This window comes from Tardiphaga sp. OK245, from assembly GCF_900108575.1.
Classification (GTDB): Bacteria; Pseudomonadota; Alphaproteobacteria; order Rhizobiales; family Xanthobacteraceae; genus Tardiphaga; species Tardiphaga robiniae.
Window position 1 is genome coordinate 929798 of record NZ_FNWZ01000002.1, and the last position, 24897, is coordinate 954694.

The window sequence follows — 24897 nt, forward strand, 5'->3', positions numbered from 1 at the left end:
GCGGAGCCGGCCTCGGCTGAAACGGGGGTCATGGCGTTCGATCTATGATGTCGCGGGAAATCAGGCCTTAAACAGGCCGACCTCAAATAAGCTTTTCGCGCCCGAATGAAAAGGCGCGAAATGCGGCAATATTAACGGCGACAAGGATTTAGCCGGTGTTTGGCGGCAATTACCGCCGGCAATCCTGCGCCAGCCGGTCCAGCGCCTGGGCCAGGCCCTTCAGCGAAAACGTGTCGGTGGTCTCGGTGCCCTTGGCGGAGACGCCCTTCACGGTCACGTCGGCCGCCTTGCGCAGGGCTTCCACCATGCGCTCTTCTTCGGCGGCATTCTTGATCCAGAGCCCGTCGCCCTGCGTATACATCGCATAGCGCGCTCCGCCGACTTCCAGCGTGGACTCGGAGCCCGGCTTCAACTGATAGCCGATCATGATCGAGACTTCGTTGGTCACCTTCTCGGCCGGGCGGGTCGAGACGAAGGCGTAAGCGGGATCGCGCGGGCGGTTCGCCGGATTGGTCTTTGACGACGCCGGCTTGGCCAGAGCAAAGCAGACTTTCTTGCCGTTCGGTGTCGCGGTGTAGGCGCCCCACGAGCCGAACTGTCCGACCAGCGTGGGCTCGGCGCCACCCGCTGCAGCAGGCGCCGCGGCTGCTGGCTTTGCCGGTGTGGGCGCTGCCTTCGGTGCGGCGGCCTTGCCCTTCGATGCAGCGCTCTGCGCCTGCGCAAGATCGGAGATACCGACCATCGCTACACTCATCGACACAACTGTCAGGAATCGCCGCACGGACATCAAGTCTCGATCCTCTATCATTGTGACTGGAAGATGGCTCGCAACAAGACGGCTTTACCAAGACGATCTGGAATCGCTGACGTCACGATGTCTGCCATATCCGCAAATCGCTTTCTTGAAAAGGCAGACGCGACTCCCGCAAGGATAGCAGTCCTTGCCTTGCTGCGCGCTGACGGCGCAGGAGTCATCCTCAGTTTTCTGCTCAGTTTTTTGCACGCGCCGCACGCTGCGCTGCCCACTGCGCATCGCTCCACTGCAGCAGATCCTCTGCGCCAGATGCGCGCAGGTGTGCGCCCCCATCCTGCACCACCATCTCGCCATTGATATAGCCGGCCTGATCGGAAATCAGGAAGCTTGCGAGATTTGCGAGCTCGCTGTGTTCGCCGACGCGGCCGAGCGGGTTCTGCGCCGCAGGGCCGCTGTCGCGTCCCTCGGGCCGCAGCTGCCCGGTCGCGCCGGTGGTGGGGAACGGGCCGGGCGCGATCGCGACGGTGCGGATGCCTCTGGGTCCCCACTCCACCGCGAGCGACTTCGTCATTGCAAGGATTCCAGATTTGGCCATCGCCGATGGCACCGTGAAGGCGCGCCCGGTGATCGTGGATGTCGAGAGGATGCTCAGCACGACGCCCTTGTGGTGTCCTGTGATCCAGCGCCGTCCGGCTTCAAGGGTGCAATACATGGCGCCGTGCAGCGTCGGTGCGAGGATCGCATCGGCGGCGCGGGCAGAGAGGTGCTCGCTCTGTGCGATGAAGGTGGCCGCGGCATTGTTGACGAGGACGTCGAGTGGCCCGTCGCGCCAGATTGTCTCCATCATCGCCTCGACCGCCGCTGCGTCACGAATGTCGCAGGTGAAGGTGCTGACCTTGGCGCTGAGATCGGTACGCAGTTGTGCTGCAGTTTGTTCGAGCTGTTCAAGTCGGCGACCGCAGATGATGAGCTCGGCACCCAGCTCCGCAAAGCGGCGACTCATGGACGCACCGAGGCCGGAACCGCCGCCGGTGATCAGAATGCGCTTGTTGGCGAGCAGCGTTGTTTCGAACATGGGACGGTTCCTCGGTTGGCCGCGTGGCGGAATTACCTTTTCTCGAATCAGATTGTAGCGCGCCGTCAAATCCGGCATGACTCCCTTCAACTGTCTCAAGCCGAAGGTCAGATGATCAGATGAAAGCCATTCTCTGCTCGCAATTTTGCGAACCCGATGATCTCGTTCTCGCCGATATCGATGATCCCGTTGCCGGTGACGGTCAGGTCGTTATCGCCATCAAGGCGGCGGCGCTGAATTTCTTCGACATCCTGATGATCCAGGGCAAATACCAGATCAAGCCGCCGTTCCCGTTCTCGCCGGCTGCGGAAGTCGCTGGTGTGATCGAGAGCATCGGCAGCGGCGTGACCGGCCTCAAGGTTGGTGACCGTGTGGTCGCATCTGTGGGCCACAATGGCGCCCGTGAAAAGATCGCGGTGCCTGCGGCATCCGCCGTGAAGATTCCCGACAATCTCGATTTCGATCGCGCTGCCGGCGTGATCATCACTTACGGCACGGCGCTGCATGCGCTGGAAGACCGCGCCAGCCCGAAGCCCGGCGAGACGCTGGCCGTGCTCGGCGCCGCGGGCGGCACTGGGCTCGCGGCCTGCGAACTCGGCAAGCTGCTCGGCCTCAAGGTCATCGCCTGCGCGTCGTCGGACGAGAAGCTGGAATTCGCCAAGAAGCACGGCGCGGATATCGGCCTGAACTACGCGACCGAAGATTTGAAGGAAGGTCTGAAGAAGCTGACGGACGGCAAGGGTGTCGACATCATCTTCGATCCGGTGGGCGGCAAATATGCCGAAGCATCGCTGCGTGCCATCGCCTGGGAGGGCCGCTTCCTGGTGATCGGCTTCGCTGCCGGCGACATTCCGAAAATGCCGCTCAATCTCGCGCTGCTGAAAGGCTGCGACATCCGCGGCGTGTTCTGGGGTGCATGGGTACGGCAGAATCCGGAGAAGAACCGCGCCAATCTGGAAAAGCTGGTGAAGTGGACCGCCGAAGGGAAGATCTCATCCCATGTCGACAGGACTTTCCCGTTGGCCAAGACAGCCGATGCGTTGAAGGTACTGGCAGGCCGTCAGGCCATGGGCAAAGTGATCCTTCATCCATAAACTGAATGAGGCGGACGCGGATTACGCGTCCGTTTCACCCTTCGCCAATCCACGTGCGATGGCCGCTCTGGCGGCTTCGCGGTGGTCCGCGTTGATGTGGCTCGCCACCATGCGCAAGGCGGTGGCCAGCACCGCGGCATCATCAGTGAATCCCAGAACGGGCAGCATGTCCGGCACGAAATCGAAGGGCAGCACGAAATAGGCGATGGCGCCGAGCAGCGCCGCCTGGACATGGCGCGGTGTCTGCCGGTCGAAGGCGCAGTAGTAAGCCGCCAGCAAGTCTTCGGCGAAAGGCAGCTTGACCGCCAGTCGCTTGAGCTTGCGCCAGAACTGCTTGCGTACGCTTTCGCGGTCTTTGGCCAGTTCATCGGCTGGCTCGAAGCCCACGCTGTGGTCGGTTGCCATCGGCAATGTCCTCACCGCTGCAGTTTGCAGCCTTTCCGGTAAATGGTGATCCGGCTCCGGCGTCGCAACATTCAGCAGCGCTCAGGAGTGACCGAGTTGCCCGGCGATGGTATTCATGGCCCTGGCCAGATCGACGTCGCGCTTGGTGACGCCATCGGCGTCGTGGGTGGACAGTACTACCTCCACTGTCTTGTAAACATTGCGCCATTCCGGATGGTGGTCGCTCTTCTCGGCGACCAGAGCGACCCGCGCCATGAAACCGAAGGCCTCGTTGAAATCCTTGAACGTAAAGGTCCGCGCGATGGCATCGCGCCCGGAAACCTCGCTCCAGCCCGAGAGCTCCTTGAGCGCCGCCTTGCGGGCCTCGGCCGAGAGTCGTTCCACCATGCCAACCTCCTGCTTCACTTGAACTTTACTCTAACGCCCGGTGACACAGTTGGGATCCATGCCACAATAAGGCAGCAAATGCCGCGCATGCAGGAAAGTAACCAAGCCCGTCGGTAACCATGCTGCCGGTGGAACGGCGCGTCGACCCGAAACTTTGCTACATTGTCGCTCGAACCCATTTGGCGCAGATGAATTTGAAGCGATTGTTTTCCAGATCCATGGCAGACGGTCCCGATGTTATCGGGCCGATAGGGCCGCCGTCGCCGCGGTCGATCCGGCGCAAGATGACGCTGATCACGCTGGCCGGGACGTTGGCGATCGTCGCAGCCGTGGCAGGCGCTTACTACTTCGCCATGAAGCCGGTGCCGCTGCGGATCGCCGTCGGTCCGCCGAACAGCGATGACGTGAAGGTTGTGCAGGCGCTGGTGCAGTCGTTCTCGCGCGATCACTATACAGTTCGTTTGCGACCGATCCTCACCGAAGGTGCCACTGCCAGCGCCAAGGCGCTTGCTGATGGCAAGGCCGATCTCGCGATCATCCGCGGCGATCTGGAAGTGCCGAAGAATGCGCGCGCGGTCGCCACGCTGCGCAAGAACGTCGCTGTGATCTGGGTGCCGCCGGCCGCCAAGGGCAAGAAGTCCGGGCCGAAGATCACCAAATTCTCGCAGCTCGCCGGCCGCCGCGTCGGTGTGATCGGCAAGACGCAGGCCAACGTCAACCTGCTGAACATCATCCTGCGGCAATACGGCGTCGATCCTGCCAAGGTCACCATCGTGCAGTTCTCGACCACCGAGGTGGCCGAGGCGGTGAAGGACCAGAAGGTCGATGCGTTCATTGCGGCCGGTCCCGTGAACAGCAAGATCACCAATGATGCGATCCAGGCTTCGAGCCGCGATGGCACGCCGACTTTCCTCGCGATCGATTCCGCCGAAGCCATCGCGCAGAATTTCCCGATGTATGAATCATCGGAAATTCCTGCAGGCGCATTCGGCGGCGCGCCCGCGCGGCCGGACGATGATGTCAAGACCATCAGCTTCTCGCATCACATCGTGGCACGGCAGAGCCTGTCGGATGTGACCATCGCCGCCTTCACGCGGCAGCTGTTTGCGATCCGTCAGCAGATCATCAACGACTTCCCGCTGGCGGCGAAGATCGAGACGCCGGATACCGATAAGGATGCGGTGATCCCCGTGCATCCCGGCGCGGCCGCCTATGTGGATGGCGAAGAAAAGACCTTCCTCGATCGCTACAGCGACTACATCTGGTGGAGCCTGATGGGGCTCTCGGCGATGGGCTCGATCGGCGCCTGGTTCGCGAGCTATCTCAAGAAGGACGAGCGCAACGTGAATGTGTCGGAGCGCGATCGTCTGCTCGACATGATTGCCGCCGCGCGCAAGAGCGAGTCCCTCGAAGAGCTCGATACGATGCAGGCGGAGGCCGACGACATTCTGCGTCATACGCTGAATTGCTACGAGCACGGCGCCATCGAGGAAGGCACGCTGACAGCCTTCAACATTGCGCTCGAACAATTCCACAACGCCGTCGCCGACCGCAAGGCGCTGATCGGCATGATCCCGCCGGAGCCGATGAATCCGCCGGAGCAATTGCGTCAGTCGCCGCGGCCGCTGGCGGTCTAGAGTCTTTCGTTTTGACGCGTTTTCTTCACGCGAACCGGGACCACTTCGCTCGAAAACGCTTTAGCGCTTGAGATAGCGCCAGCCGATCACGATGCCGCTCGCCGAGACGATGGTGCCGAGAATCGACAGCAGCCACACCACGATGTCCCAGGCCGGGCGATACATCAGCAGCAACTGAAAATCGAAACTGTGCAGCGCGTTGAACAGCCAGCGATAGGTGCGCCGGCTTGAGTCGACGCGGCCGAGGATGTCGCCGGTGACCGGGCTGATGTGAAACCAGGTTTGCGCGTCGTCGTCGAATATCGCGCGGAGCACAGGCAATTCGCGGTCATTGTGATGCGCGTACCAATAAGCGTCGTATTCTCTGAGGCTTGGCCGGTTTTCGATCCGCGAATCCGGAAGCAGCTTTGCCGCGGCATTCCAGAGCCGGTCTTGCGGCAATCTTGCAATTTCGCCGCTTGTCGGATCGATCACCGTCCTTGTGCCGTCGCGCTTCGCGACGATCATCAGCGGCATGCCGTCGATCCATACGAAGCGCGCTTCGACCGCGGCCTTGTCCGCCGGTGCGCGAATGGCCGCAGCGATATCAGGCGCGTCGTGACCGGCATAGCGCTGCAATACCTCACGTGGCGTATTGCGGTCGGCAAAAACGCGGCCGGGATCGAGCGATAGCCAGCCCGAGAACATCCAGGTCAGCACGAACAGCCCGGCGATCAGTCCGGTGACGTGATGCCACGCCATCCAGCCGCGATAGGGCGTGATATTACCGCTCGCATAACGCCGCTTAAGGCGCACGCGCAGAATGCCGATCCAGATTCCGGTGACGCCAACGATCAGGCAGATGCCGGAGATCCACAATACGACGAGCCGCCACAGCGGACCGTCCTTGCGCAGCAAGGTCGGATAGATCCAGTGCGGGATCGAGCCGAGCCAGTTCCAGACGCGTTCGGTGCGGTTGGTATCGAGCGCGATCTCGCCGGAGCGCGAGGAGACGTAGAGTTTTGTGCCGGCGTCGTCGCCGAGGGTGATCAGATAAAATGGGCGTAGCGGATCGTAGCGTGCGGTGACACTCCATTGATCGCGATCGACGATCTCGTCGAGCTGAGGCGACTTGCTGGCGGGATGATGCCCGGCAACGGCAAGTGCCTGCTGTTCGTTGACCTCGGTGATGGTACGGCCATCGACGGCGGAGATCGCCTGTCGTTTGCCGTCCCAGCCGGTCAACCGATACACCGGCTCGTCGGCAACCATGTTCAATCGCAATTCGCGCGGATAGCGCGTGGCACCGGCAGCCTTCATCGCCTCGTCGGGAGAGAGCGCCACTTTCTCCCAGACGATGTCGGGCAATGCTGCCAGTCGCTCCTTGTCGGAGAGGCCGGGAAACGCGACATACATCATCACCACGCCCGAGATGAACCACATCGCGAAGAAGAGACAGGTGACGATACCGATCCAGCGGTGGCCGATATACAGCCACCGCCGGAGTGTGCGTGTCAGCTTGCGCGACAAGCTCAGAACTTCACATTGACGGCGAGCTGAGCCGTGCGCGGCATGCCGAGCATCCACTGATTGTCGCTGTAGCTCGACGTCGCATAGATCTTGTCGAACAGGTTGTAGACGCGCAGTGACACCGTGGTGTTGACGTCCGGCTTCCACTGCAGGCCCGCATTGACCAGTGTGTAGCTCGGCATCTCCAGCGTGTTTGCATTGTCTGCATACGTTTTGCCGACGATCTGGAAGCCGGCATTGGCCGACCAGTTCGCCGCAAAGGCCCAGGTTGCCCAGACGTTGGTGACGTTCTGCGGCACGTTGAACGGCACATTGCCGGCGTAGTTCACAGCGATGCCACCCACGTTCTGGATGAAATCGTCATATTTCGCGCGCACGAACGCGGTGTTGGCGTCGACGCGCCAGCCATAATCGAGCGAGACGCCGATCGAGGCTTCGATGCCACGCGAAGACTGCTGGCCCACCTGCACGACCCGTGTCAGTGTCGGGTCGGTTCGGTCCGGCGTCAGCAGGTTGTTCTTGACGATCTGATAGCCCGCCAGCGTCCACTCGCCACGGCCGCCCCAGAACGACTGCTTGACGCCGATCTCCACCTGTTTGCCGGTGGCCAGATCGAATTTGGCGTTGGCGTTGCTCGCCGTGATTAGGCCGCCCACAGGATCGGCTGCGACCGAATACTGGCCGTAAAAGGCCAGATCCTTGATCGGTGTGTAGACCACACCGGCGCGCCAACTGGTCGAAGAATAGTCCCGGCTGTAGCTGTTGGCGGCATTGCGAACGTCGGTCCGCTCGACGGTCGGTTGGTCCTGGCGAACGCCGGCGATCAAGGACAGTTGCTCGGTGACCGACAACCGGTTCTCGGCGAACACCGCGTACTGGTTGGTCACGCTGGAGAAGTCCGACGTAAGCGGATCGGGACTGAAGTACAGGCCAGGATTGAAATTGATGGCGTCGACCGACGACGATCCACCATAGGGCGAGTTGGTCGAGCGCTTGAAGTCGATGCGGTTGACGTCGAAGCCAGCGACGAATTCGTTGGCCATCCCGAGTACATGGCCCTTGAACGTGGCGTCGAAGCGGTCGCCGATCTGTTGCTGGTCGTGGAAGATTTCCAGATAGGTGCTGCGATCGATCAGGCCGGTGGCCGGATTGAACGCATAATTTTCGAGCTCTTTCCAGTGCCGCTTGCTGTACAGATAGTACAACGTGTTGCGGATCGAGATGCCGTCGGCCACTTGCCACTCGGTCTTCACCTGATTCCAGCTATCCTGCCAGCGGATGGTGCTGTCGCCTACATTGTAGTTCTTGAAGCGCAGCGCCGGATCGAACTGGCCGTTGATCAACGGCGTGCCGAAATAGCGCATCGGCTGGCGATCGCCGTAGTCGGTCGAGATCGTCCAGACCACGTCTTCGGTCTGCTTGACCTGCACGGCAGCATGCAGCGCTATGTTCGAGCTGTTGCCGCGGTCGACCCAGCCGTCCGACATGTTGCCGGTGGCGGTGATGCGATAGGCGACGTCCTTGTTGATCGGGCCGCCGCTGTCCACGGCGATGCGGCGTTCCATGTTGCTGTCGAGCGATATCTCGGCCTGATTGCGCGGAATCCATGATGGCATCTTCGAGATGATGTTGATCGCGCCGCCGACCGCGCCTTCGCCGAACATCACGGAGGCCGGACCGCGCAGCACCTCGATACGCTCGGTGGACCAGGTGTCGAACGGAAAGTTCACGGTGCCCGCGCCGACATAGAGCCGCGTGCCATCGAGCAGTATCTTCACCGAATCCGTGCCGGAGAAGCCGCGGGTGCTGTAGGCGACGCCGCCATTGCCGGGATCTCCGATGGCGGTGATGCCGGTGGCATTCTGCGTGACGGCATCGACGACGTTCTGTTGGCCGCGCTCGGCCATGGTTTCCGCCGAGATGACCTCGACGCTGGCCGGCGTCTGCAGGCGCGTGAGGCCGAGGCGGCTGCCGGTGGATGTAGTGCCTGTGAGGTTGAGCGTCGGCGCTGCGAAGACAGCGCCTGTCGGCGTGGCGACCGGTGCGCCGGTATTGGCGGCGACATTGCGCTGCTGCCGCGAGCGCGCAGCGCGCGATGCATTGCCGTTCGTGGCGCGGCGTGCGCGCTGAGGCGTCGCTGACGGCTGAACAACAACAGGATCGAGCGTCTGGCTCGACTGTGAGGTTTGCGACCAGCTTTCGCTCGGACACAAAAAGCAGGAGAGAGCAACAGAATAAAGAAAGGGAGTATGTCGCTTCAATGCGACGGGAGAAACGGAGGTCATGAACAGGACTCGCGGTTACGTGGCACGTCACCGCAAACCAAGTCGCCCCGCCGCTTTCAAACAGGCAGTGTGACTTCCACCAGGACACCCCGCCCAATGTGCTCGCGTGTGACCACGACTGGCGGCAGGTCTCCTGGCTCGCGGGTCAGTGCCTGTCGCCGCCTTCCCAGGTGAACACCCAGTGGCTCTTGGCGCAGGCTCGCCGCTTACAGTTGCGGGGGCAGCCGCGGAATCGGGGGATCCCCCTCACCGCATTCCCTTTTGATCCCCGAAGGGAACCGTCGCGTTCACGTTAAGGTGAAATTTCCAAATGTGTCAATCAAGCTGCCAGTCATTCGCAGCTTGCTTTGGCGGGTGTTGATATTGCGCATCACTTGTCATCGCAGCGTCAAGCGATCTGCCTAGAGCCACTGGTGCCAGAGCCAGGATCAGGAGTTCGCCATGGCGCTACATATTTCCCGTCGTCGCTTCCTCGCGCACTCAGCCGCAGCAGGCGCAAGCTTCCTGGCGATGCCTTACCTCAGCCGTGCGGCGGATCGTCCGCTCGTGTCGCATGGCGTGCAGTCCGGCGATGTCGGGACGAGCAGCGGCATGATCTGGTCGCGCGCGGATCGGCCGGCGCAGATGATGGTGGAGGTCGCCACTACCGAATCCTTCAGCAATGCGCGCATGTTGCCGGTTATCACGGCGCTGCCCGAGAGCGATTTCACGGCGAAGTTGCTGCTCGATAACCTGCCAGCCGGGCAGGACATCTTCTACCGTGTCAAATTCCGCGATCTCTCGCATACCGACATCGTCGGCGAGCCCGTGATCGGCCGCTTCCGCACCGCGCCGGCGGATCGCCGCGATGTGTCCTTTGTCTGGGGCGGCGATGTCGCAGGCCAAGGCTGGGGCATCAATGCCGAGGATGGCGGCATGGTCACCTATGCCACCATGCGCAAGCACAATCCGGATTTCCTGATCCATTCCGGCGACACGATCTATGCCGACGGCCCGATCCTGCCTGAAACGAAATTGCCGGATGGCACGATCTGGAAGAACACCATCACGGTGCCGGAGAAGGCGAAGGTCGCCGAGACGCTTGATGAATTCCGCGCCGCGCACAAATACAATCTGCTGGACGACAATGTCCGCGCCTTCAATGCGCAGGTGCCGATCTTCGGCCAGTGGGACGATCACGAGGTCACCAACAACTGGTCTTCATCGAAACAGTTACCGGCATCCTACAAGGAGCGCGACATCACGCTGCTGGCGGCGCGCGGTGCGCGTGCCTTTCACGAGATGTATCCGATCTCGGTCAATCCGAACGAGCCTGGCCGCGTCTATCGCACGCTCAATTACGGCCCGCATCTCGATGTCTTCATGCTGGACGAGCGCAGCTATCGCGGGCCCAACGGCCCGAACCTGCAGGAGAGCTATGGTCCCGATGCGTATTTCATCGGTCCGGAGCAGATGGCCTGGCTGAAGCACGCATTGATGGCCTCGAAGGCGACCTGGAAGGTCATCGCCTCGGATATGCCGATCGGCCTCGTCGTCTATGACAACGCTGCCGACAAAACCGGGTCTGAGGCCATCGCACAGGGCGACGGGCCAGTGCGGGGCCGCGAGCTGGAAATCGCCGACATCCTGCGCTTCATCAAATCGGCCGCTATCCGCAACACGGTCTGGCTGACCGCCGACGTGCATTACACGGCGGCGCATTACTACAATCCGGAAAAGGCGCAGTTTCAGGATTTCGAGCCGTTCTGGGAGTTCGTCTCCGGGCCGTTCCACGCCGGAACCTTCGGCCCGGCGGCGCTCGACAATACCTTCGGTCCCGAGGTCCGTTTCGTGAAGGCGCCGGGGCCCGATAAGCAGAATTTGCCCCCGTCGGCCGGCATGCAGTTCTTCGGTCACGTCAAAATCGACGGCCAAAGCGGCCAAATGACCGTTACCTTGCGGGATCGGGCCGATATGGCCCTTTGGGCCACGGTTCTGGACCCGAAATTGGGCTAACCATTTGGCAGATTCGCATTGTTTTTCGGCGATTTCCCCCTATATTGCGCCGCAACGCGTCCGAGTACCCGGCCCCTTCTGGCCGGGTTTGCTTTTGGAGGGATTGCCCCAGCGCGTTTTCAGACGAGGCAGTTATCGAACGCGCTCGAGCGCAAGGCATAAGCCTTTTGTTGTCGAGCATGTCTTGTTGAACCCGCTCAAGGGCACCCAGACCGTAACCAGAAGAAGACCTATGAACCTTCGCAACATTGCTATCATCGCCCACGTTGACCACGGCAAAACCACTCTCGTGGACAAGCTGCTGCAGCAGTCGGGCACGTATCGCGACAATCAGCGCGTCCAGGAACGCGCGATGGATTCGAACGACATCGAAAAAGAGCGCGGCATCACCATTCTCGCCAAGTGCACCTCGGTGCTGTGGGATGAAGTCCAGATCAACATCGTCGACACCCCGGGCCACGCCGACTTCGGCGGCGAAGTCGAACGCATCCTGTCGATGGTCGATGGCGTGATCGTGCTCGTCGACGCCGCTGAAGGCCCGATGCCGCAGACCAAGTTCGTGGTCGGCAAGGCGCTGAAGCTCGGCCTCAAGCCGATCGTCGCGATCAACAAGGTCGACCGTCAGGACGCCCGCATCACCGAAGTCGTCAACGAAGTGTTCGACCTGTTCGCAGCGCTCGACGCCACCGACGACCAGCTCGATTTCCCGATTCTGTACGGATCGGGCCGCAACGGCTGGATGGCCGACAGCCCGGACGCGTCGCATGATGTCGGCATGAAGCCGCTGTTCGATCTCGTCATCAAGCATGTCGCGCCGCCGGTGGTTGAAGAAGGTGCGTTCCGCATGCTCGGAACCATCCTGGAAGCCAACCCCTATCTCGGTCGCATCATCACCGGTCGCATCTCGGCCGGTTCGGTGAAGCCGAACCAGGCCGTCAAGGTGCTGTCGCGTGACGGCAAGGTCGTCGAAACCGGCCGTATCACCAAGATCCTGGCCTTCCGCGGTCTCGAGCGCCAGCCGGTGGAACTCGCCGAAGCTGGCGACATCGTTGCCATCGCCGGCCTGCCGAAGGGCACTGTCGCCGATACCTTCTGCGATCCGTCGGTTGAAATTCCGATCCAGGCGCAGCCGATCGATCCGCCGACCGTGTCGATGTCCTTCATCGTCAACAACTCGCCGCTCGCCGGCACCGAAGGCGACAAGGTCACCAGCCGCCTGATCCGCGACCGCCTGTTGCGCGAAGCCGAAGGCAATGTCGCGCTAAAGGTCGTCGAATCCGCCGATCGTGACGCGATGGAAGTGTCGGGCCGCGGCGAATTGCAGCTCGCGATCCTGATCGAGAACATGCGCCGCGAAGGCTTCGAACTGTCGGTGTCGCGTCCACGCGTGGTTCTTACCAAGGACGAAAACGGCAACACGCTGGAGCCGGTCGAGGAAGTCGTCATCGACGTCGATGAGGAATTCTCCGGCGTGGTCGTTCAGAAGATGAGCGAACGCAAGGCCGAGATGATCGAGATGCGTCCGTCGGGCGGCAACCGCCTGCGTCTGGTGTTCTACGCGCCGACCCGCGGCCTGATCGGCTATCAGGGCGAACTCATGACCGATACCAAGGGTACCGCGATCATGAACCGCCTGTTCCACGACTACCTGCCCTATAAGGGCGAGATCGCCGGCCGCCGTAATGGCGTGCTGATCTCCAACGACCAGGGTGAAGCGGTGGCCTATGCCATGTTCAAGCTGGAAGATCGCGGCCCGATGATGATCGAGCCGGGCTGGAAGGTCTACAAGGGCATGATCATCGGCGAGCACACCCGTGAGAACGATCTCGAACTCAACGTTCTCAAGGGCAAGCAGCTCTCCAACATCCGCACTACCTCGAAGGATGAAGCGGTGCGTTTGACGCCGCCGATCCGCATGACCCTCGAAAAGGCGCTGGCCTATATCGAGAGCGACGAGCTGGTCGAGATCACCCCGAAGTCAATCCGCCTGCGCAAGAAGCATCTCGATGCCAACGACCGCAAGCGCGCCGAAAAGACCAAGGAAGTGATCGCGTAAGCGAGAGCATTCTTTGACTGGTTACGAAATGCCCGGCGAAAGCCGGGCATTTTTGTTTGGTGCGATGCCTTCACTCCGCCCCTCATGGTGAGGAGGCGCGCAGCGCCGTCTCGAACCATGAGTTGGTGTCGCGCCGACGCTTGTGGCCATCCTTCGAGACGCCGCTGCGCGGCTCCTCAGGATGAGGGCAGAGTCAATTTGCCGGCGCTCCCACCTGCTTCAACGGATCCGCCTTCGCAAACGCCTCCATCGCCTCGCAGGTGGCGATGATGCGATTGATGGTTGGAATACCTGCAATATCGATCTTCAGCACCTTCATGGTTGCGGTGATGCTGAGCAGGCAGATGTCGGCGATGGTCACCTCGTCGCCATGACAGAAGCGGCCGGTGGCGGGCTCGCTGGCGAGGCGCTTTTCCACGGCGGCGAGGCCCGTGGTGAACCAGTGCACCAGCCAAGCGCGAACTGCGGCATCGTCGAAGCCGGCGGTGATGGCGAGATATTTGCGCACACGCGGCGTAATGAGCGGGTGGGTGTCGGCGGCCAGCATCGCGGCGATCGAGCGCACCCGTGCGCGGCCGTGTGGATCGCTCGGCAGCAGCGGCGGGGTCGGATGGATCTCGTCGAGGAATTCCAGGATCGCCAGCGACTGCGTCAGCGGCAGGTGGCCGGGCTCGATCAGGGCCGGAATCGCGCCGAGCGGATTGATCTTGAGGAACGCGTCGCCGCGCTGCTCGCCCTTGTCGAGGTCGATCACGCGCTCGTGCGCTTCCAATCCCTTCAGGTTGAGCGCCACGCGGACGCGATAGGTCGCGGACGTCCGCCAGAAGCCGTAGAGTTCGAAATCGTGTGGGGCTGTCATGCATCTTCTCCGAGGGCAGCGGTGGCTTGAATAATTCAAGCAAGCCTTTATCCCGTTGTCACCCGTTTCCCATCCGCTGTGAATACCGACGCGATGACCAGACTGCCTTCCGAAGTAGATGTCGCCATCATCGGAGCCGGCGCTGCCGGCCTCGGCGCCGCGCGTATGCTGGAAGGTTCCGGGCTCTCCGTGATCGTGCTGGAAGCGCGCGACCGGATCGGCGGCCGTGCCCATACGATCATGGCGGCCCCCGGCATTCCGTTCGATCTGGGCTGTGAATGGCTGCACTCCGCCGACAAGAATGACTTCGTCGACATCGCGAAAGAGCTCGGCTTCGCCGTCGACAAGTCGCGCCCGCCGTGGCGCGATCAGGCTTATGACGTCGCCTTCTCAAAGGCGAAGCGCGATGAGTTCTTCGCCGCGATCGACGCGTTCTATGAGCGCGCCGAGGAGGCCGCAGAAAACGAGATCGATGCGCCGGCGGCGACATGCCTCGAGCCCGGCAATCCATGGAATCCGATGATCGATGCGGTCTCGACCTATATCAACGGTTTCGAGCTCAAACACGTCTCGCTGCACGACATGGATGCCTATGAGGACACTGACATCAACTGGCGCCTGCCCGATGGCTATGGCGCGCTGATTGCGGCCTATGGCGCGCCGTGTCCGGTGGCGCTGAACACCGAAGTCACTGTTATCGATCATTCCAGTGCGCGCATCCGCATCGAGACGTCGCGCGGCACGCTCAGCGCGGCGAAAGTCATCGTCTGCGTGCCGACCAATCTCATCGCCAATGAAAATATCCGCTTCACGCCGCCGTTGCCCAGCAAGGTCGAGGCCGCCGTGGGCCTGCCGCTCGGCGCCGACAACAAGGTAATGCTGGCGCTCTCCGACGCGGAGAAGTGGCCGTCCGATATCGGGTTGCGCGGCGCCGCCCTGCGCACCGGTGTCGGCAGCTTTCATCTGCGCCCGTCCGGCCGCCCCTGCATCGCCGGCTTCTTCGGGGGCAGGTTCGCACGCGACCTGGAAGACGCCGGCCAGGGTGCACTCGCCGCGCAAAGCATCGACGAGATCGTGGCGCTGCTCGGCTCAGACATCCGCAGCAAGCTCACGCCGCTCGCGGAATCCCGCTGGGGACATGATCGCTTCGCGCAAGGCGCCTATTCGGCGGCAAAGCCCGGCCATGCCGATGCGCGCGCAGCGCTGGCTGCACCGGTGGATGGCAGACTGTTCTTTGCCGGCGAAGCGACGTCGCCGAATTTCTTCTCGACAGCGCATGGGGCAAGGGAGAGCGGGGAGCGGGCGGCGAGGGAAGTGATGGCCACAGGCAACCAGAGCAAAGCGTAGAAGCTCGCTTACTCCATCACCCTCGCCCTCATCGCCGCATCCGGCACGATACACGCCTCGGTCTTTCCGAAGATGCGATAGCGGTTCGTTGCGATCAGGCTGTAGACCGGATTGCGCAGCGCCTTCGGCACCGCGAACAGCACGCGCACCCATTGCCAGCCGGGCAGGGTCGACAGCACCGTCAGCGCCGCATCGGATCTGACATAAGCCACGCCGCCATGGATCACCGCATTGGTGTCGGGATCGGCGGGATCGATGCCGAAATGGCGGGCGAGGCGGCTGCCATAGTCGGACTGGATCGGGGTGAAGTGGAAGCGATGATCAGTGTCGCGTTTGGCGACGAACTGGATCCAGCGCGAGCAGAAGATACAGACGCCGTCATAGAGGATGACGTCGTCGTCGGGCCAGGGCTCGGTCACTGCGGTGTCCATTCCGGTTGCGCAGGTTTTCGCGTCATCGCTTCCTGGCCGTAATTGCCTTCAGCGCCTTGTCCAGCGCGGCACCATAGATGTCGTCACCGCCGTCGCTTTCCGCAAGCCAGTGGCCTTCGCTCCGGAAGTCCGGCAGCTCGTGGACATCGACCCTGGCGCCACCCTTGCGAAACGCATCCGCCAGCTGGCGTGACAAGTCCGGCGAAAAATAGCTGTCATTGCGCGCGACGAGCCAGATCACAGGCACGTGCGCTGTCTTGCCGAAGGTTGTGGCAGCGGCGATCAGGCGCTGCGGCGCGCAGACGTCATTCGGCCGGTCATTGGCATGGCCGCCGCGTCCGGGGGCAAAGGCAATGATCGCTCTGACGCCTTGCGGATTGGCGCCGGCCATGGCCAGTGCGCCCCAGCCGCCCGCGGAATGGCCGACGACGATCGTGCCGTCGCTGCGAATGAAGGGTTGTTTGCGAATGTCAGTCATCGCTGCGGCGATACTATCCGCCGTGGCGCGGCCGGCGCCGACATAGTCGGCATTGTCGCAGCCGCCCTGGTCTTCGAGATAACGCCCGCCGGTTAAGCCATGGCCGGGGCGCTCGGGCACCAGCACGGCGTAGCCACGCCCAACGAACCAGGAGGCCAGTGCGCGATATTCCGGTTGCGGCATCTGCGCGCGGCGCAGCGCATTCTGCGTGGTGGCATGCGCAATGACAGCGAGCGGGAACGGGCCATTGCCGGGTGGGCGGAATAGCACCGCGCGGGAACTGGTATTTGGATCGGGCGACGCTACCGACCAGACCTGCCGGCGATGCGGCGCTTCTTCCGGGGCCTGCGCGCCTGATGTCTGGGCTGCGGCAGTAGCGGCGCTTCCGAGCAATGCAGCCAGCAGGCAAAGCGCTTGGACGTGTTTCATGAGCGCTCAGGGACTTTCGTGCGGACGCAATGCCTGTCGAACTCTACACGCCGCGAATCACATCGGTGCAGTTGTGCACATCGATACGCGTGTGCAACTGCGACACGACTCGCGCGATACGTGCCAGCAGTGGAAAACATGGCGTTCGGCGCGCATTGGATGCAGCTCTGTCCTTTTTCGATACAACTCTTTCGGTAAACTGATGCTGAAAATCCACACGTTAACCGATAATTAACGATGGACCTTGAAGAGCGCCCGCCGACTTGCTTTGATCCCCTCCATGAGCACAACCCTGATCGAGGTTCGGCCGGCCAAAGCTGCGGATGCAGCCGCGGTGGCGTCCACCCATGACGAAGCCTGGCGCGCGGCCTATCAAGGTCTCATCCCGGGCCCCGAATTGGAAAAGCTGATCAACCGCCGCGGTCCCGGCTGGTGGGATTCCGCGATCCGCAAGGGCAGCCGCGTCAGCGTTTTGTGCTTCGGTGACAAGGTCGCTGGCTACGCCAATTACGGTCGCAACCGCGCCCGCAGCCTGCAGTTCGAAGGCGAGATCTACGAACTTTACCTGCGTCCGGAATTCCAGGGCCTCGGCTTCGGCCGCCGGCTGTTCGCCTCCGCCAAGCGCGACCTCGTGCAGAGCGGGCTGAAGAGCATGGTGATCTGGGCGCTGTCGGACAATGAGGGCGCCACGGAGTTCTACCGCGCTCTGGGTGGCCGCATGGTGGCCCGCTCCTCGGAGCGTTTCGGCGCAAAATCGCTCGATAAAGTGGCATTCGCCTGGACGAATTAAGCCATTAAGCCGGTTCATGATTTTCTGGTCTCGCAGGCGTTGAATCCGGGCTCCCGCTCGGCTACGCCTGTCGCAACCTGTCCTATGAAATCTGGAGTGTTTGATGCGTCTTGACGCAATCCCGCTCGGCGCCAAGGCGCCGCATGAAGTGAACGTCGTCATCGAGGTCCAGGTGGGCGGCGAGCCCATCAAATATGAGATGGACAAGGAATCCGGCGCCCTGTTCGTCGATCGCTTCCTCTACACCCCGATGCGTTACCCGGGCAATTACGGCTTCATCCCCCACACTCTGTCCGGCGACGGCGATCCCTGCGACGTGCTGATCGCCAACACCCGCGCCATCGTGCCGGGCGCCGTGATGAGCGTGCGTCCCGTCGGCGTGCTGTTGATGGAAGACGAAGGCGGCCTCGATGAGAAGATCATCGCCGTGCCGACCTCGAAGCTGACCCAGCGCTACGACAAGGTGAAGAACTACAGCGACCTGCCCGAAATCACGCTGCAGCAGATCCAGCACTTCTTCGAGCACTACAAGGATCTCGAGCCCGGCAAGTGGGTGAAGGTGGTGCGCTGGGGCGACGCCGCCGATGCGCAGCGCTTGATCCTCGAAGGGATCGAGCGCGCCAAATCTGCAAAAAAGTCGGCCGCCAAGACCAAGTAACAGAGACCGGCGTAGCAGAAGGGGACTTCCGATGCGCCGATGGATCCAACTGCTCCGAACGGCCGCGCTGATCGTCATCGCGGCCGTTTTGCTGCTCGCGGGCATCGTGCTCGTCAAGACATTCAGTGGAGGATCGCGGCAGCTTCAGGTGACCGCGGCGGCGAAAGCGCCGGTCAATGAGCAGGCGGCGGCAGAGCGACTTGCGGAAGCAATACGCTTCCCGACCATCTCCAATTTCCTCAATCCCGATCAGGCCGCCGAACCGCTGCGCGCGATGCAGGCGCATCTGGTGGCGAGCTTTCCGGCCTTCCATGCCGTGGCGAAGCGCGAACTCGTCGGCAACTACAGTCTGCTCTACACATGGGAAGGCAGCGATCCTGCCTTGAAGCCGATTGCGCTGCTGGCGCATCAGGATGTCGTGCCCGTCGCACCGGGCACCGAGAAAGACTGGCAGCAACCGCCGTTCAAGGGCGTCGTCGCCGATGGCTTCATCTGGGGCCGTGGCTCCTGGGACGACAAGGGTAATCTGTATTCAATCCTCGAGGCCGCCGAGGTGATGGCGAAGCAGGGTTTCCGCCCCAAGCGCACCATCTATTTCGCCTTCGGCCATGACGAGGAAGTCTCCGGCACCCGCGGCGCAAGGGCGATCGCGGCGCTGCTGACGTCGCGTGGCGTCAAGCTCGACTTCGTGCTCGATGAAGGCCTTTTGATCACCGAGGGCATTCTCAAGGGGCTCGACAAGCCGATGGCGCTGATCGGCGTCGCCGAGAAAGGCTATGCGACGCTGGTGCTGACCGCGCATGGCACGCCCGGTCACTCGTCGATGCCGCCGCGCGAGACTGCCATCGGCATGATGAGCGCGGCGCTGACGCAGCTCGAAAACAAGCGCCTGCCGATGCAGATCCGTGGCACCGTCGGCGAGATGTTCGACACCATCGCGCCGGAAATGAGCGGCTTCAACCGCGTGGTACTGTCCAATCTGTGGCTGTTCAAGCCGCTGTTGCTGCGCGAATTCGAGAAGAGCGGTCCGACCGAGGCAACGGTGCGCACGACCACGGCGCTGACGATCTTCAAGGCCGGCGAGCAGGACAATGTGCTGCCGGGCAATGCCGAGGCGACGGTGAATTTCCGGCTGTTGCCTGGCGACACCCAGGCTAGCGTCACCGAACATGTGCGCAGCGCGGTCAGCAACGACAGGATTTCGATTGCGCCATTCCCCGGCAATACCGATCCGCCCCCGGTGACCGGCACCGCGAGCTCGTCTTATCGCGCGCTCAATCAGACCATTCGCGAGATCTTCCCCGATGCGCTGGTGGCGCCTGGTCTGATGGTGGCGGCGACGGACTCCCGGCACTACACGGACGTCACCGACAACATCTTCCGCTTCTCGCCGGTGCGCGCGACGTCGGAAGACCTCAAGCGTTTTCACGGCACCAACGAACGGCTGAGCGTCGCGAATTACGCCGACATGATCCGGTTCTATCGACGGTTGATCGAGAATACGGCGAAGTAAGAGTTCTGCGTCGACCCCTCAGCCGTCATTGCGAGCACAGCGAAACAATCCAGAAAGCCAAGAACTGGATTGCTTCGTCGCAAGGCTCCTCGCGATGACGTGGATGGGCCGGAGCGAGCGCTTTAAACCGCCGGCGCTACGAGCTTGTGAATCGCACAGGCCGCGCGCAACGTATTCACCAGCAGACATGCCACGGTCATCTGGCCGACGCCGCCGGGGACCGGCGTGATCGCGCCGGCGGTCTTCAGCGCTTCCTGATAGGCCACGTCGCCGACGAGGCGCGTCTTGCCTTCAGCACCGGGCAGCCGATTGATGCCCACATCGATCACGGTCGCGCCGGGCTTGATCCAGTCGCCGCGCACCATTTCAGGGCGGCCCACTGCCGCATAGACCAGATCGGCCTGCGCGCAGAGCTTGGCGAGGTCGCGCGACTTCGAATGCGCGATGGTCACGGTGGCGTTTTCATTGAGCAGCAGTTGCACCAAGGGACGGCCGACCAGATTGGAGCGGCCGATCACGATGGCATTCATGCCTTCCAGAGATTTGTGCACGTTCTTGGTCAGGATGATGCAGCCGAGCGGCGTGCAGGGCGAGAGCGCGGGCATGCCACTGGCGAGACGGCCGGCATTGGTCGGGTGGAGGCCATCGACGTCCTTGGCGGGATCGATGGCATTGACGACGGCGTCGGTATCGAGACCCTTGGGCAGCGGCAGTTGCACGAGGATGCCGTGCACGGTCGGATCGGCATTCAGCTTCTGCACCAGCGCGATCAGATCGGCCTGTGCGACGTCAGCGGGCAGCTTGTGTTCGAAGGAGGCCATGCCGGCTTCCTGGGTCTGCTTGTGCTTGCTGCGCACATAGACCTCGCTGGCAGGATCGCTGCCGACCAGCACCACGGCGAGGCCGGGCGTCACGCCATGTTCGCTCTTCACGCGCGCCACTTCGGCAGCGACGCGGCCGCGCAATTCGGCGGCAATGATCTTTCCATCGATGATGCTGGCGGTCATGTGTCGGTCCTGTCGTCAGTGTCGTCGGGCGTTGCTGCAGTGATCTTGCGCAGCATCGCGCCCAGTTGCGTCGGGTCGCCGTCGACCGCGATCTGTTTCACGCGCGACGTGGTGCCGGACAGCACGCGCACATCGCGCTTGGGCACGCCGAGCTGCTTGGCAAGCAGTTCGGTCACGGCACGGTTCGCCTCGCCGCCCTCGGCGATGGCGCGAACCCGCACCTTCACTACCGAACGGCCATTGGCCATGGTCTCGATCCCGTCGATATCGTCCCGGCCACCCCGCGGCGTCACGCGAACGGCGAGGCTGACACCGTCAGTCGCGTAGCGCCAGGGATCTGCCACGAACCCGGCGGCCGATCAGAAGACGCTGGGATAGATGTAGTAGGTGATCACCCGCTGCAGGAACATGATGATCAGGATCAGGATGATCGGCGAGATATCGAGACCGCCGAGGCTCGGCAGCATCCTGCGGATCGGCGCCAGCACGGGCTCGGTGATCCGGAACAGGAATTCGGCGATCGCGGAGACGAACTGGTTGCGGGTGTTGACGACGTTGAAGGCGATCAGCCAGGACAGGATCGCCGAGGCGATCAGCAGCCAGACATAGAGATCGAGAATGATCAGCACGATATCGAGAACGGCGCGCATGGCGGGGATGGCTCGCGGGTTAGGTCGCGGATTCGACTGTCCGCTAAATATCGGTTCAGCCCCCCTCAAACAAGGGAAGTTCCGGGCGAAAAGTGCTGGAAAACCGCGCTTTTGCGACGTTCTTGACTTGCCGTTAACGGGGATTGTAAATGGCGCCGATTGCTGACCGGATCGCATGGGCGACCCGGTTCGTATCGGGGCCATAGCTCAGCTGGGAGAGCGCGTCGTTCGCAATGACGAGGTCGGCGGTTCGATCCCGCCTGGCTCCACCATCCTTCGCTTGCTTCGCAAGCTCCGGCTCGGCAAGCCACCCTCCCGACCATAAAAAGCGAAGCAAACGAAGGATGTCTCGCCGAAGCCCGTAGGGCGTAGGCAGACCGGCTTCATACCCGTCTCAACTGCAACCTTGCCACCGCCCCCGCGATGAAGCCGCGCGGAAAAAGCCGCAGCAGCAGCGGCACGATCTTGATGCCGAGGCCGGGGAAAACTGTGCGCTTGTTGGCCATCAAGCCCTGATAGCCCAGCAGGGCGACGTCAGCCGCCGAGACATTGAGGATCGCCGAATCGAGGCCCGGCGTGAATCCGGCGCGCGCCTGGAATTCCGACGGCACCGGCCCGGGGCACAATGCAGTCACGCGCACACCCTTGGAGCCGAGCTCCTGACGCAGTGCTTCGGTGAAGGACAGCACATAGGCCTTGCTGGCGTAGTACACGGCCATTCCGGGACCCGGCAAAAAACCCGCGATCGAGCTGAGATTGAGAATGCCGCCCTTGTTGCGGATCAGGCTCTCGGAAAAGCGCAGCGACAGATCCGTCAGTGCGCGCACATTGACCTCAAGCATGCCGAGTTGCCGATCGCGGTCCATGTCGATCGCGCGACCGAACATGCCGAAGCCGGCATTGTTCACGACGTACTCCACCTCGACATCGGCAGCAGCGAGGGCAGCCGCGATCTGGGCGCAGGCGTCGCGCTGTTCGAGATCGCAGGGAATGATGATGGGCGCAGCACCACCGGCAGCAGTGATTTCAGCTGCCAGTGCATTCAGACGCTCGGCACGGCGTGCCACCAGAGCGACGCGATGCTTGTTCGCAGCGAAGATGCGCGCGAACTCGGCGCCAATTCCGGCCGAGGCTCCGGTTATTAACGTCACGCGCTCAGTCACAATAAGGTACTCTTAAAATACGTGAGGACGATTTGCATGCATCTACAGGCGTAATAGGGATACCCGTGATGTGCAAGTCGGAATGACCACCGGAATACCGCAGGCCTTCAGTTCCCGAATGCGTAGCAGTGGCATGAATTATCGGGGACCGCGCATTAAACTTTGGTTATGCGTCGTAGTGCTGTCATTTTCCGGTCAGGCTGCGCCTGCTCAGACAGTCGTATCCGTTGTGGCTGTACCGCCCGCCACGCGTCGCTTGAGCTCCATCCGGTCACGTGATGAAACTGCGAGCAGGTCGGCTGCGCGCCAGACCACATTTTCCTCGAACTCACTGACGCGGCCGTCAGCATAGACCAGCTGCCACATCATCTCGACGAGACGGACACGACCGGGCTCGTCGACCACGCGCATAATGACGCTCGTAAAGTGATAGAGATCGACGGCCTCGCCTTCGACGAGGGTGGCAGCCGAGATGAGCCTGTCAGCCGTGCCGGGATCGAGCTCGAAACGCGACTCGATCAGGCTGTGCAACTTGGCTCTCTCGATAGCTGAGGGCTCACCGTCCAGCGAGATGACGTGAAGCATCAGCGCCGTGGCGGCAAGACGGAAGCCGGTATCGTCGAATGCCTGATTTTCGTGCGCATCGGGAGACACCACGTCGGCAATGAATTGGCGCAGTTTTTCCAGCATTATTCTTTGAACCAGATGATCGCGAGGCCCGCCATGCGGCGAAAGCGCTCGTGCTTTGTGGCGCGAAAATGGAACGCATGCAATGCGGCCGGGTTCCCGAAGCGCTGATGACAGTTAAGTAACAATTGAGACGATCGGCAGTTTACGGGATCTCGTGTCATGGAATCTCATAGACCACGATCTTGTCGGCGATGCCGCGCAAGGCTGCGTGCTTCTGGATCGGTGTGATTTCGGCCTTCCTCAGAATGGCTTCCACGGCCAGCGCCGATATCACCGGGCTGGTGACGTGGATCGCCTGCGAGGTTGACAGGCCCTGCACCCTGGCAGCGATATTGACGGTCTGGCCAAAGTAATCCTGCCGCTCGTTCAGCATCACAGCGAGGCAGGGTCCCTCATGGATACCGATCTTGACCACGAGGTCTTTGGTGCCGCGCTCCTCGTTCAGTCGCTCCATCGCGGCGCGCATGCGCAGACCCGCGGCCAGCGCCTGTTCGGGCCGCGTAAAGGTCGCCATGACGGCATCCCCGATGGTCTTCACGACGGCACCGGCTTCCGATGCAATGATCTCCAGCAGTGCGTGGAAATGCGCACGTACCAGATCGAAGGCTGCGAGATCGCCGACGCGCTCGTACAAGGCGGTCGAGCCCTTGAGGTCGGTGAACAGGAAAGTCAGCGAGGTAATCTTCAGTCGCTGATCGATATTAAGGTTGTCGGCCTTGTAGACATCGCGAAAGGTCTGGTTGGTGAGTATCCGCTTGGCCGTGAGGAACGGCTTGCGCTTGCCGATCAGGTGATGGAGGCCCTCGGCCGCGACAAATACCGATGGCAGCACGCGCACCTCGGTCTGGTTCTCGAGGGACAATCGCAACGGTCCGGGTTGCAGCGTTATGGTGCCGGTCGGTGTATGCTGCCGGTTGTAGATCAGCGACAAATGCTGTCGTTCCTTGGTCGGCTCGCCCTGCACGTCAATGAACTGCGCGGCATGGGTTACCGGCTCGAACACGATGACGAATTCCGACGGCAGGTGCAGCGACATCACCGCTTTTTCATGCGCCGGCAATTCCATTGCGTCCAGTGTCACTTCATCGGTGAGCGACGCGAACGATTCCTGATTGAGATCGACGCCTGAGCTCCAGAACACCTGCTTGAAGTATTCCCAGAGCGGCAGCGTATTGGGGTCGTGTGCAGCGATGTGCCTGACGCGCGGTGCGACCGTGAACGCCACCTCGACCTGCTCGTCAACCGACGCTTCATAGCCGCAGGCGCAGAGCCCGCAATGGTAGTCGTCATGGCGCAGCGATTTCAGCGTGCTGTGGGCGTCGAGGACGCCGCTGCAGCCCGGGCACAACACATTCCAGGTCAGGTCGAACAGGCCGAGGCGGGAGGCATGCAGGAAGCCGGAAATGACGCGCTCTTCGTTCAGGCCGCGGCGTGCCGCAAAATCCAGCACGTTGATACGATTGAGTTCGTGGTCCGCGCCGTCGCGGATCAGTTGTGCAATGGCATCGGCTACGGCCGGATCGGTCGCCTGGTTCAATGTCGCGAATAGTGCCTGAACATCACTCATGGCATCAGTTTAGGCCAAATAGTCGCTACGTCCAAGACAGGGCTTTGCCGCAGCGCTTCAACTTGTCGTTCCGCCTAAGTGCCATGAGCGCGCGCGGGGGCGGGGAAGACGTGAGGAG

Annotated in this window: 23 protein-coding genes, 1 tRNA gene and 1 riboswitch; of the genes, 9 read left to right on the forward strand and 15 right to left on the reverse strand. The window is 62.1% G+C overall.

Features of this window, described 5'->3' with window-relative positions:
* Positions 1-169 precede the first annotated feature (169 nt).
* Together BLW80_RS11115 and BLW80_RS11120 are read right to left on the reverse strand one after the other, a co-directional pair.
* On the reverse strand, positions 170-787 hold the full coding sequence (locus BLW80_RS11115) for an invasion associated locus B family protein (protein WP_170849636.1): 618 nt from the start codon (positions 785-787) through the stop codon (positions 170-172).
* A 202-nt stretch (positions 788-989) separates the two neighbouring features.
* Positions 990-1829, reverse strand: coding sequence for an SDR family oxidoreductase (locus BLW80_RS11120; RefSeq protein ID WP_093757939.1), 840 nt, complete (start codon positions 1827-1829; stop codon positions 990-992).
* Between the two features lie 119 nt (positions 1830-1948).
* On the opposite strand from BLW80_RS11120, the gene BLW80_RS11125 reads away from it, so the two are divergent.
* Positions 1949-2923 carry an NADPH:quinone oxidoreductase family protein gene (locus tag BLW80_RS11125; RefSeq protein WP_093757940.1) on the forward strand — a complete coding sequence of 325 codons (975 nt, stop codon included), beginning with the start codon at positions 1949-1951 and terminating at the stop codon, positions 2921-2923.
* Positions 2924-2944: 21 nt separating this feature from the next.
* Here BLW80_RS11125 and BLW80_RS11130 read toward each other — a convergent pair whose 3' ends face one another.
* Both BLW80_RS11130 and BLW80_RS11135 read right to left on the reverse strand, forming a co-directional pair.
* Positions 2945-3328 carry a YkvA family protein gene (locus BLW80_RS11130; RefSeq protein WP_093757941.1) on the reverse strand — a complete coding sequence of 128 codons (384 nt, stop codon included), beginning with the start codon at positions 3326-3328 and terminating at the stop codon, positions 2945-2947.
* An 81-nt stretch (positions 3329-3409) separates the two neighbouring features.
* The gene (locus BLW80_RS11135) at positions 3410-3733 is read right to left on the reverse strand and encodes a 4a-hydroxytetrahydrobiopterin dehydratase (protein WP_256461208.1); all 324 of its coding nucleotides are present in this window, start codon (positions 3731-3733) and stop codon (positions 3410-3412) included.
* Between the two features lie 200 nt (positions 3734-3933).
* Here BLW80_RS11135 and BLW80_RS11140 point away from each other — a divergent pair, with 200 nt between their 5' ends.
* A complete protein-coding gene (locus BLW80_RS11140; protein ID WP_093757942.1) occupies positions 3934-5352 on the forward strand; it encodes a TAXI family TRAP transporter solute-binding subunit in 1419 nt (472 codons plus the stop codon).
* Positions 5353-5412: 60 nt separating this feature from the next.
* Here the strand turns inward: BLW80_RS11140 and BLW80_RS11145 are convergent, their stop codons facing one another.
* Together BLW80_RS11145 and BLW80_RS11150 are read right to left on the reverse strand one after the other, a co-directional pair.
* Positions 5413-6861: a PepSY-associated transmembrane domain-containing protein gene (locus tag BLW80_RS11145; protein WP_093757943.1), complete on the reverse strand. Its 1449-nt coding sequence runs from the start codon at positions 6859-6861 to the stop codon at positions 5413-5415.
* Between the two features lie 2 nt (positions 6862-6863).
* The gene (locus tag BLW80_RS11150; protein ID WP_093757944.1) at positions 6864-9146 is read right to left on the reverse strand and encodes a TonB-dependent receptor; all 2283 of its coding nucleotides are present in this window, start codon (positions 9144-9146) and stop codon (positions 6864-6866) included.
* Between the two features lie 106 nt (positions 9147-9252).
* Positions 9253-9442, reverse strand: a riboswitch (cobalamin riboswitch).
* 145 nt (positions 9443-9587) lie between these two features.
* Between BLW80_RS11150 and BLW80_RS11155 the strand changes: the two genes are divergently transcribed.
* Together BLW80_RS11155 and typA are read left to right on the forward strand one after the other, a co-directional pair.
* Positions 9588-11141, forward strand: coding sequence for an alkaline phosphatase D family protein (locus tag BLW80_RS11155; protein WP_093757945.1), 1554 nt, complete (start codon positions 9588-9590; stop codon positions 11139-11141).
* A 232-nt stretch (positions 11142-11373) separates the two neighbouring features.
* The gene (gene typA / locus BLW80_RS11160; RefSeq protein ID WP_089266528.1) at positions 11374-13197 is read left to right on the forward strand and encodes a translational GTPase TypA; all 1824 of its coding nucleotides are present in this window, start codon (positions 11374-11376) and stop codon (positions 13195-13197) included.
* A 193-nt stretch (positions 13198-13390) separates the two neighbouring features.
* Here typA and maiA read toward each other — a convergent pair whose 3' ends face one another.
* Positions 13391-14056 (reverse strand): maleylacetoacetate isomerase, encoded by a 666-nt coding sequence (gene maiA / locus BLW80_RS11165; protein ID WP_093757946.1) that lies wholly within the window; start codon positions 14054-14056, stop codon positions 13391-13393.
* A 93-nt stretch (positions 14057-14149) separates the two neighbouring features.
* On the opposite strand from maiA, the gene BLW80_RS11170 reads away from it, so the two are divergent.
* Positions 14150-15403: a flavin monoamine oxidase family protein gene (locus BLW80_RS11170; RefSeq protein WP_093758223.1), complete on the forward strand. Its 1254-nt coding sequence runs from the start codon at positions 14150-14152 to the stop codon at positions 15401-15403.
* A gap of 8 nt (positions 15404-15411) precedes the next feature.
* On the opposite strand, the gene BLW80_RS11175 is transcribed toward BLW80_RS11170, so the two are convergent.
* Positions 15412-15822 carry a thiol-disulfide oxidoreductase DCC family protein gene (locus BLW80_RS11175; protein ID WP_244528098.1) on the reverse strand — a complete coding sequence of 137 codons (411 nt, stop codon included), beginning with the start codon at positions 15820-15822 and terminating at the stop codon, positions 15412-15414.
* Positions 15823-15856: 34 nt separating this feature from the next.
* Positions 15857-16741 carry an alpha/beta hydrolase family protein gene (locus tag BLW80_RS11180; RefSeq protein WP_093757948.1) on the reverse strand — a complete coding sequence of 295 codons (885 nt, stop codon included), beginning with the start codon at positions 16739-16741 and terminating at the stop codon, positions 15857-15859.
* Between the two features lie 280 nt (positions 16742-17021).
* Between BLW80_RS11180 and BLW80_RS11185 the strand changes: the two genes are divergently transcribed.
* The 3 genes from BLW80_RS11185 to BLW80_RS11195 all read left to right on the forward strand — a co-directional run bounded on the left by BLW80_RS11185 (position 17022) and on the right by BLW80_RS11195 (position 19702).
* A complete protein-coding gene (locus tag BLW80_RS11185; RefSeq protein WP_068737851.1) occupies positions 17022-17531 on the forward strand; it encodes a GNAT family N-acetyltransferase in 510 nt (169 codons plus the stop codon).
* A gap of 103 nt (positions 17532-17634) precedes the next feature.
* Positions 17635-18189: an inorganic diphosphatase gene (gene ppa, locus BLW80_RS11190; protein WP_093757949.1), complete on the forward strand. Its 555-nt coding sequence runs from the start codon at positions 17635-17637 to the stop codon at positions 18187-18189.
* A 31-nt stretch (positions 18190-18220) separates the two neighbouring features.
* Entirely contained in the window at positions 18221-19702 is a 1482-nt protein-coding gene (locus BLW80_RS11195) for a M20 family peptidase (protein ID WP_093757950.1), read from the forward strand.
* Between the two features lie 122 nt (positions 19703-19824).
* Here the strand turns inward: BLW80_RS11195 and folD are convergent, their stop codons facing one another.
* From folD to BLW80_RS11210, 3 genes are read right to left on the reverse strand one after another with little or no spacing between them, the layout of a single operon-like run.
* Positions 19825-20709, reverse strand: a complete 885-nt coding sequence (gene folD / locus BLW80_RS11200) for a bifunctional methylenetetrahydrofolate dehydrogenase/methenyltetrahydrofolate cyclohydrolase FolD (protein WP_093757951.1) — start codon at positions 20707-20709, stop codon at positions 19825-19827.
* The gene (locus BLW80_RS11205; protein ID WP_093757952.1) at positions 20706-21053 is read right to left on the reverse strand and encodes a DUF167 domain-containing protein; all 348 of its coding nucleotides are present in this window, start codon (positions 21051-21053) and stop codon (positions 20706-20708) included. The genes folD and BLW80_RS11205 overlap by 4 nt, the downstream gene beginning before the upstream one ends.
* Positions 21054-21068: 15 nt before the next feature.
* Positions 21069-21359 carry a YggT family protein gene (locus BLW80_RS11210; RefSeq protein WP_068737841.1) on the reverse strand — a complete coding sequence of 97 codons (291 nt, stop codon included), beginning with the start codon at positions 21357-21359 and terminating at the stop codon, positions 21069-21071.
* Between the two features lie 196 nt (positions 21360-21555).
* On the opposite strand from BLW80_RS11210, the gene BLW80_RS11215 reads away from it, so the two are divergent.
* Positions 21556-21631, forward strand: a tRNA-Ala gene (locus BLW80_RS11215).
* A gap of 111 nt (positions 21632-21742) precedes the next feature.
* Here the strand turns inward: BLW80_RS11215 and BLW80_RS11220 are convergent.
* From BLW80_RS11220 to BLW80_RS11230, 3 genes are all read right to left on the reverse strand, one after another.
* Positions 21743-22522, reverse strand: a complete 780-nt coding sequence (locus BLW80_RS11220; RefSeq protein ID WP_089266539.1) for an SDR family NAD(P)-dependent oxidoreductase — start codon at positions 22520-22522, stop codon at positions 21743-21745.
* Positions 22523-22732: 210 nt separating this feature from the next.
* Complete coding sequence (locus BLW80_RS11225; protein WP_093757953.1) at positions 22733-23212, reverse strand: tellurite resistance TerB family protein; 480 nt, start codon at positions 23210-23212, stop codon at positions 22733-22735.
* Positions 23213-23369: 157 nt separating this feature from the next.
* On the reverse strand, positions 23370-24779 hold the full coding sequence (locus tag BLW80_RS11230; protein WP_089266543.1) for an adenylate/guanylate cyclase domain-containing protein: 1410 nt from the start codon (positions 24777-24779) through the stop codon (positions 23370-23372).
* Positions 24780-24897: the final 118 nt, after the last annotated feature.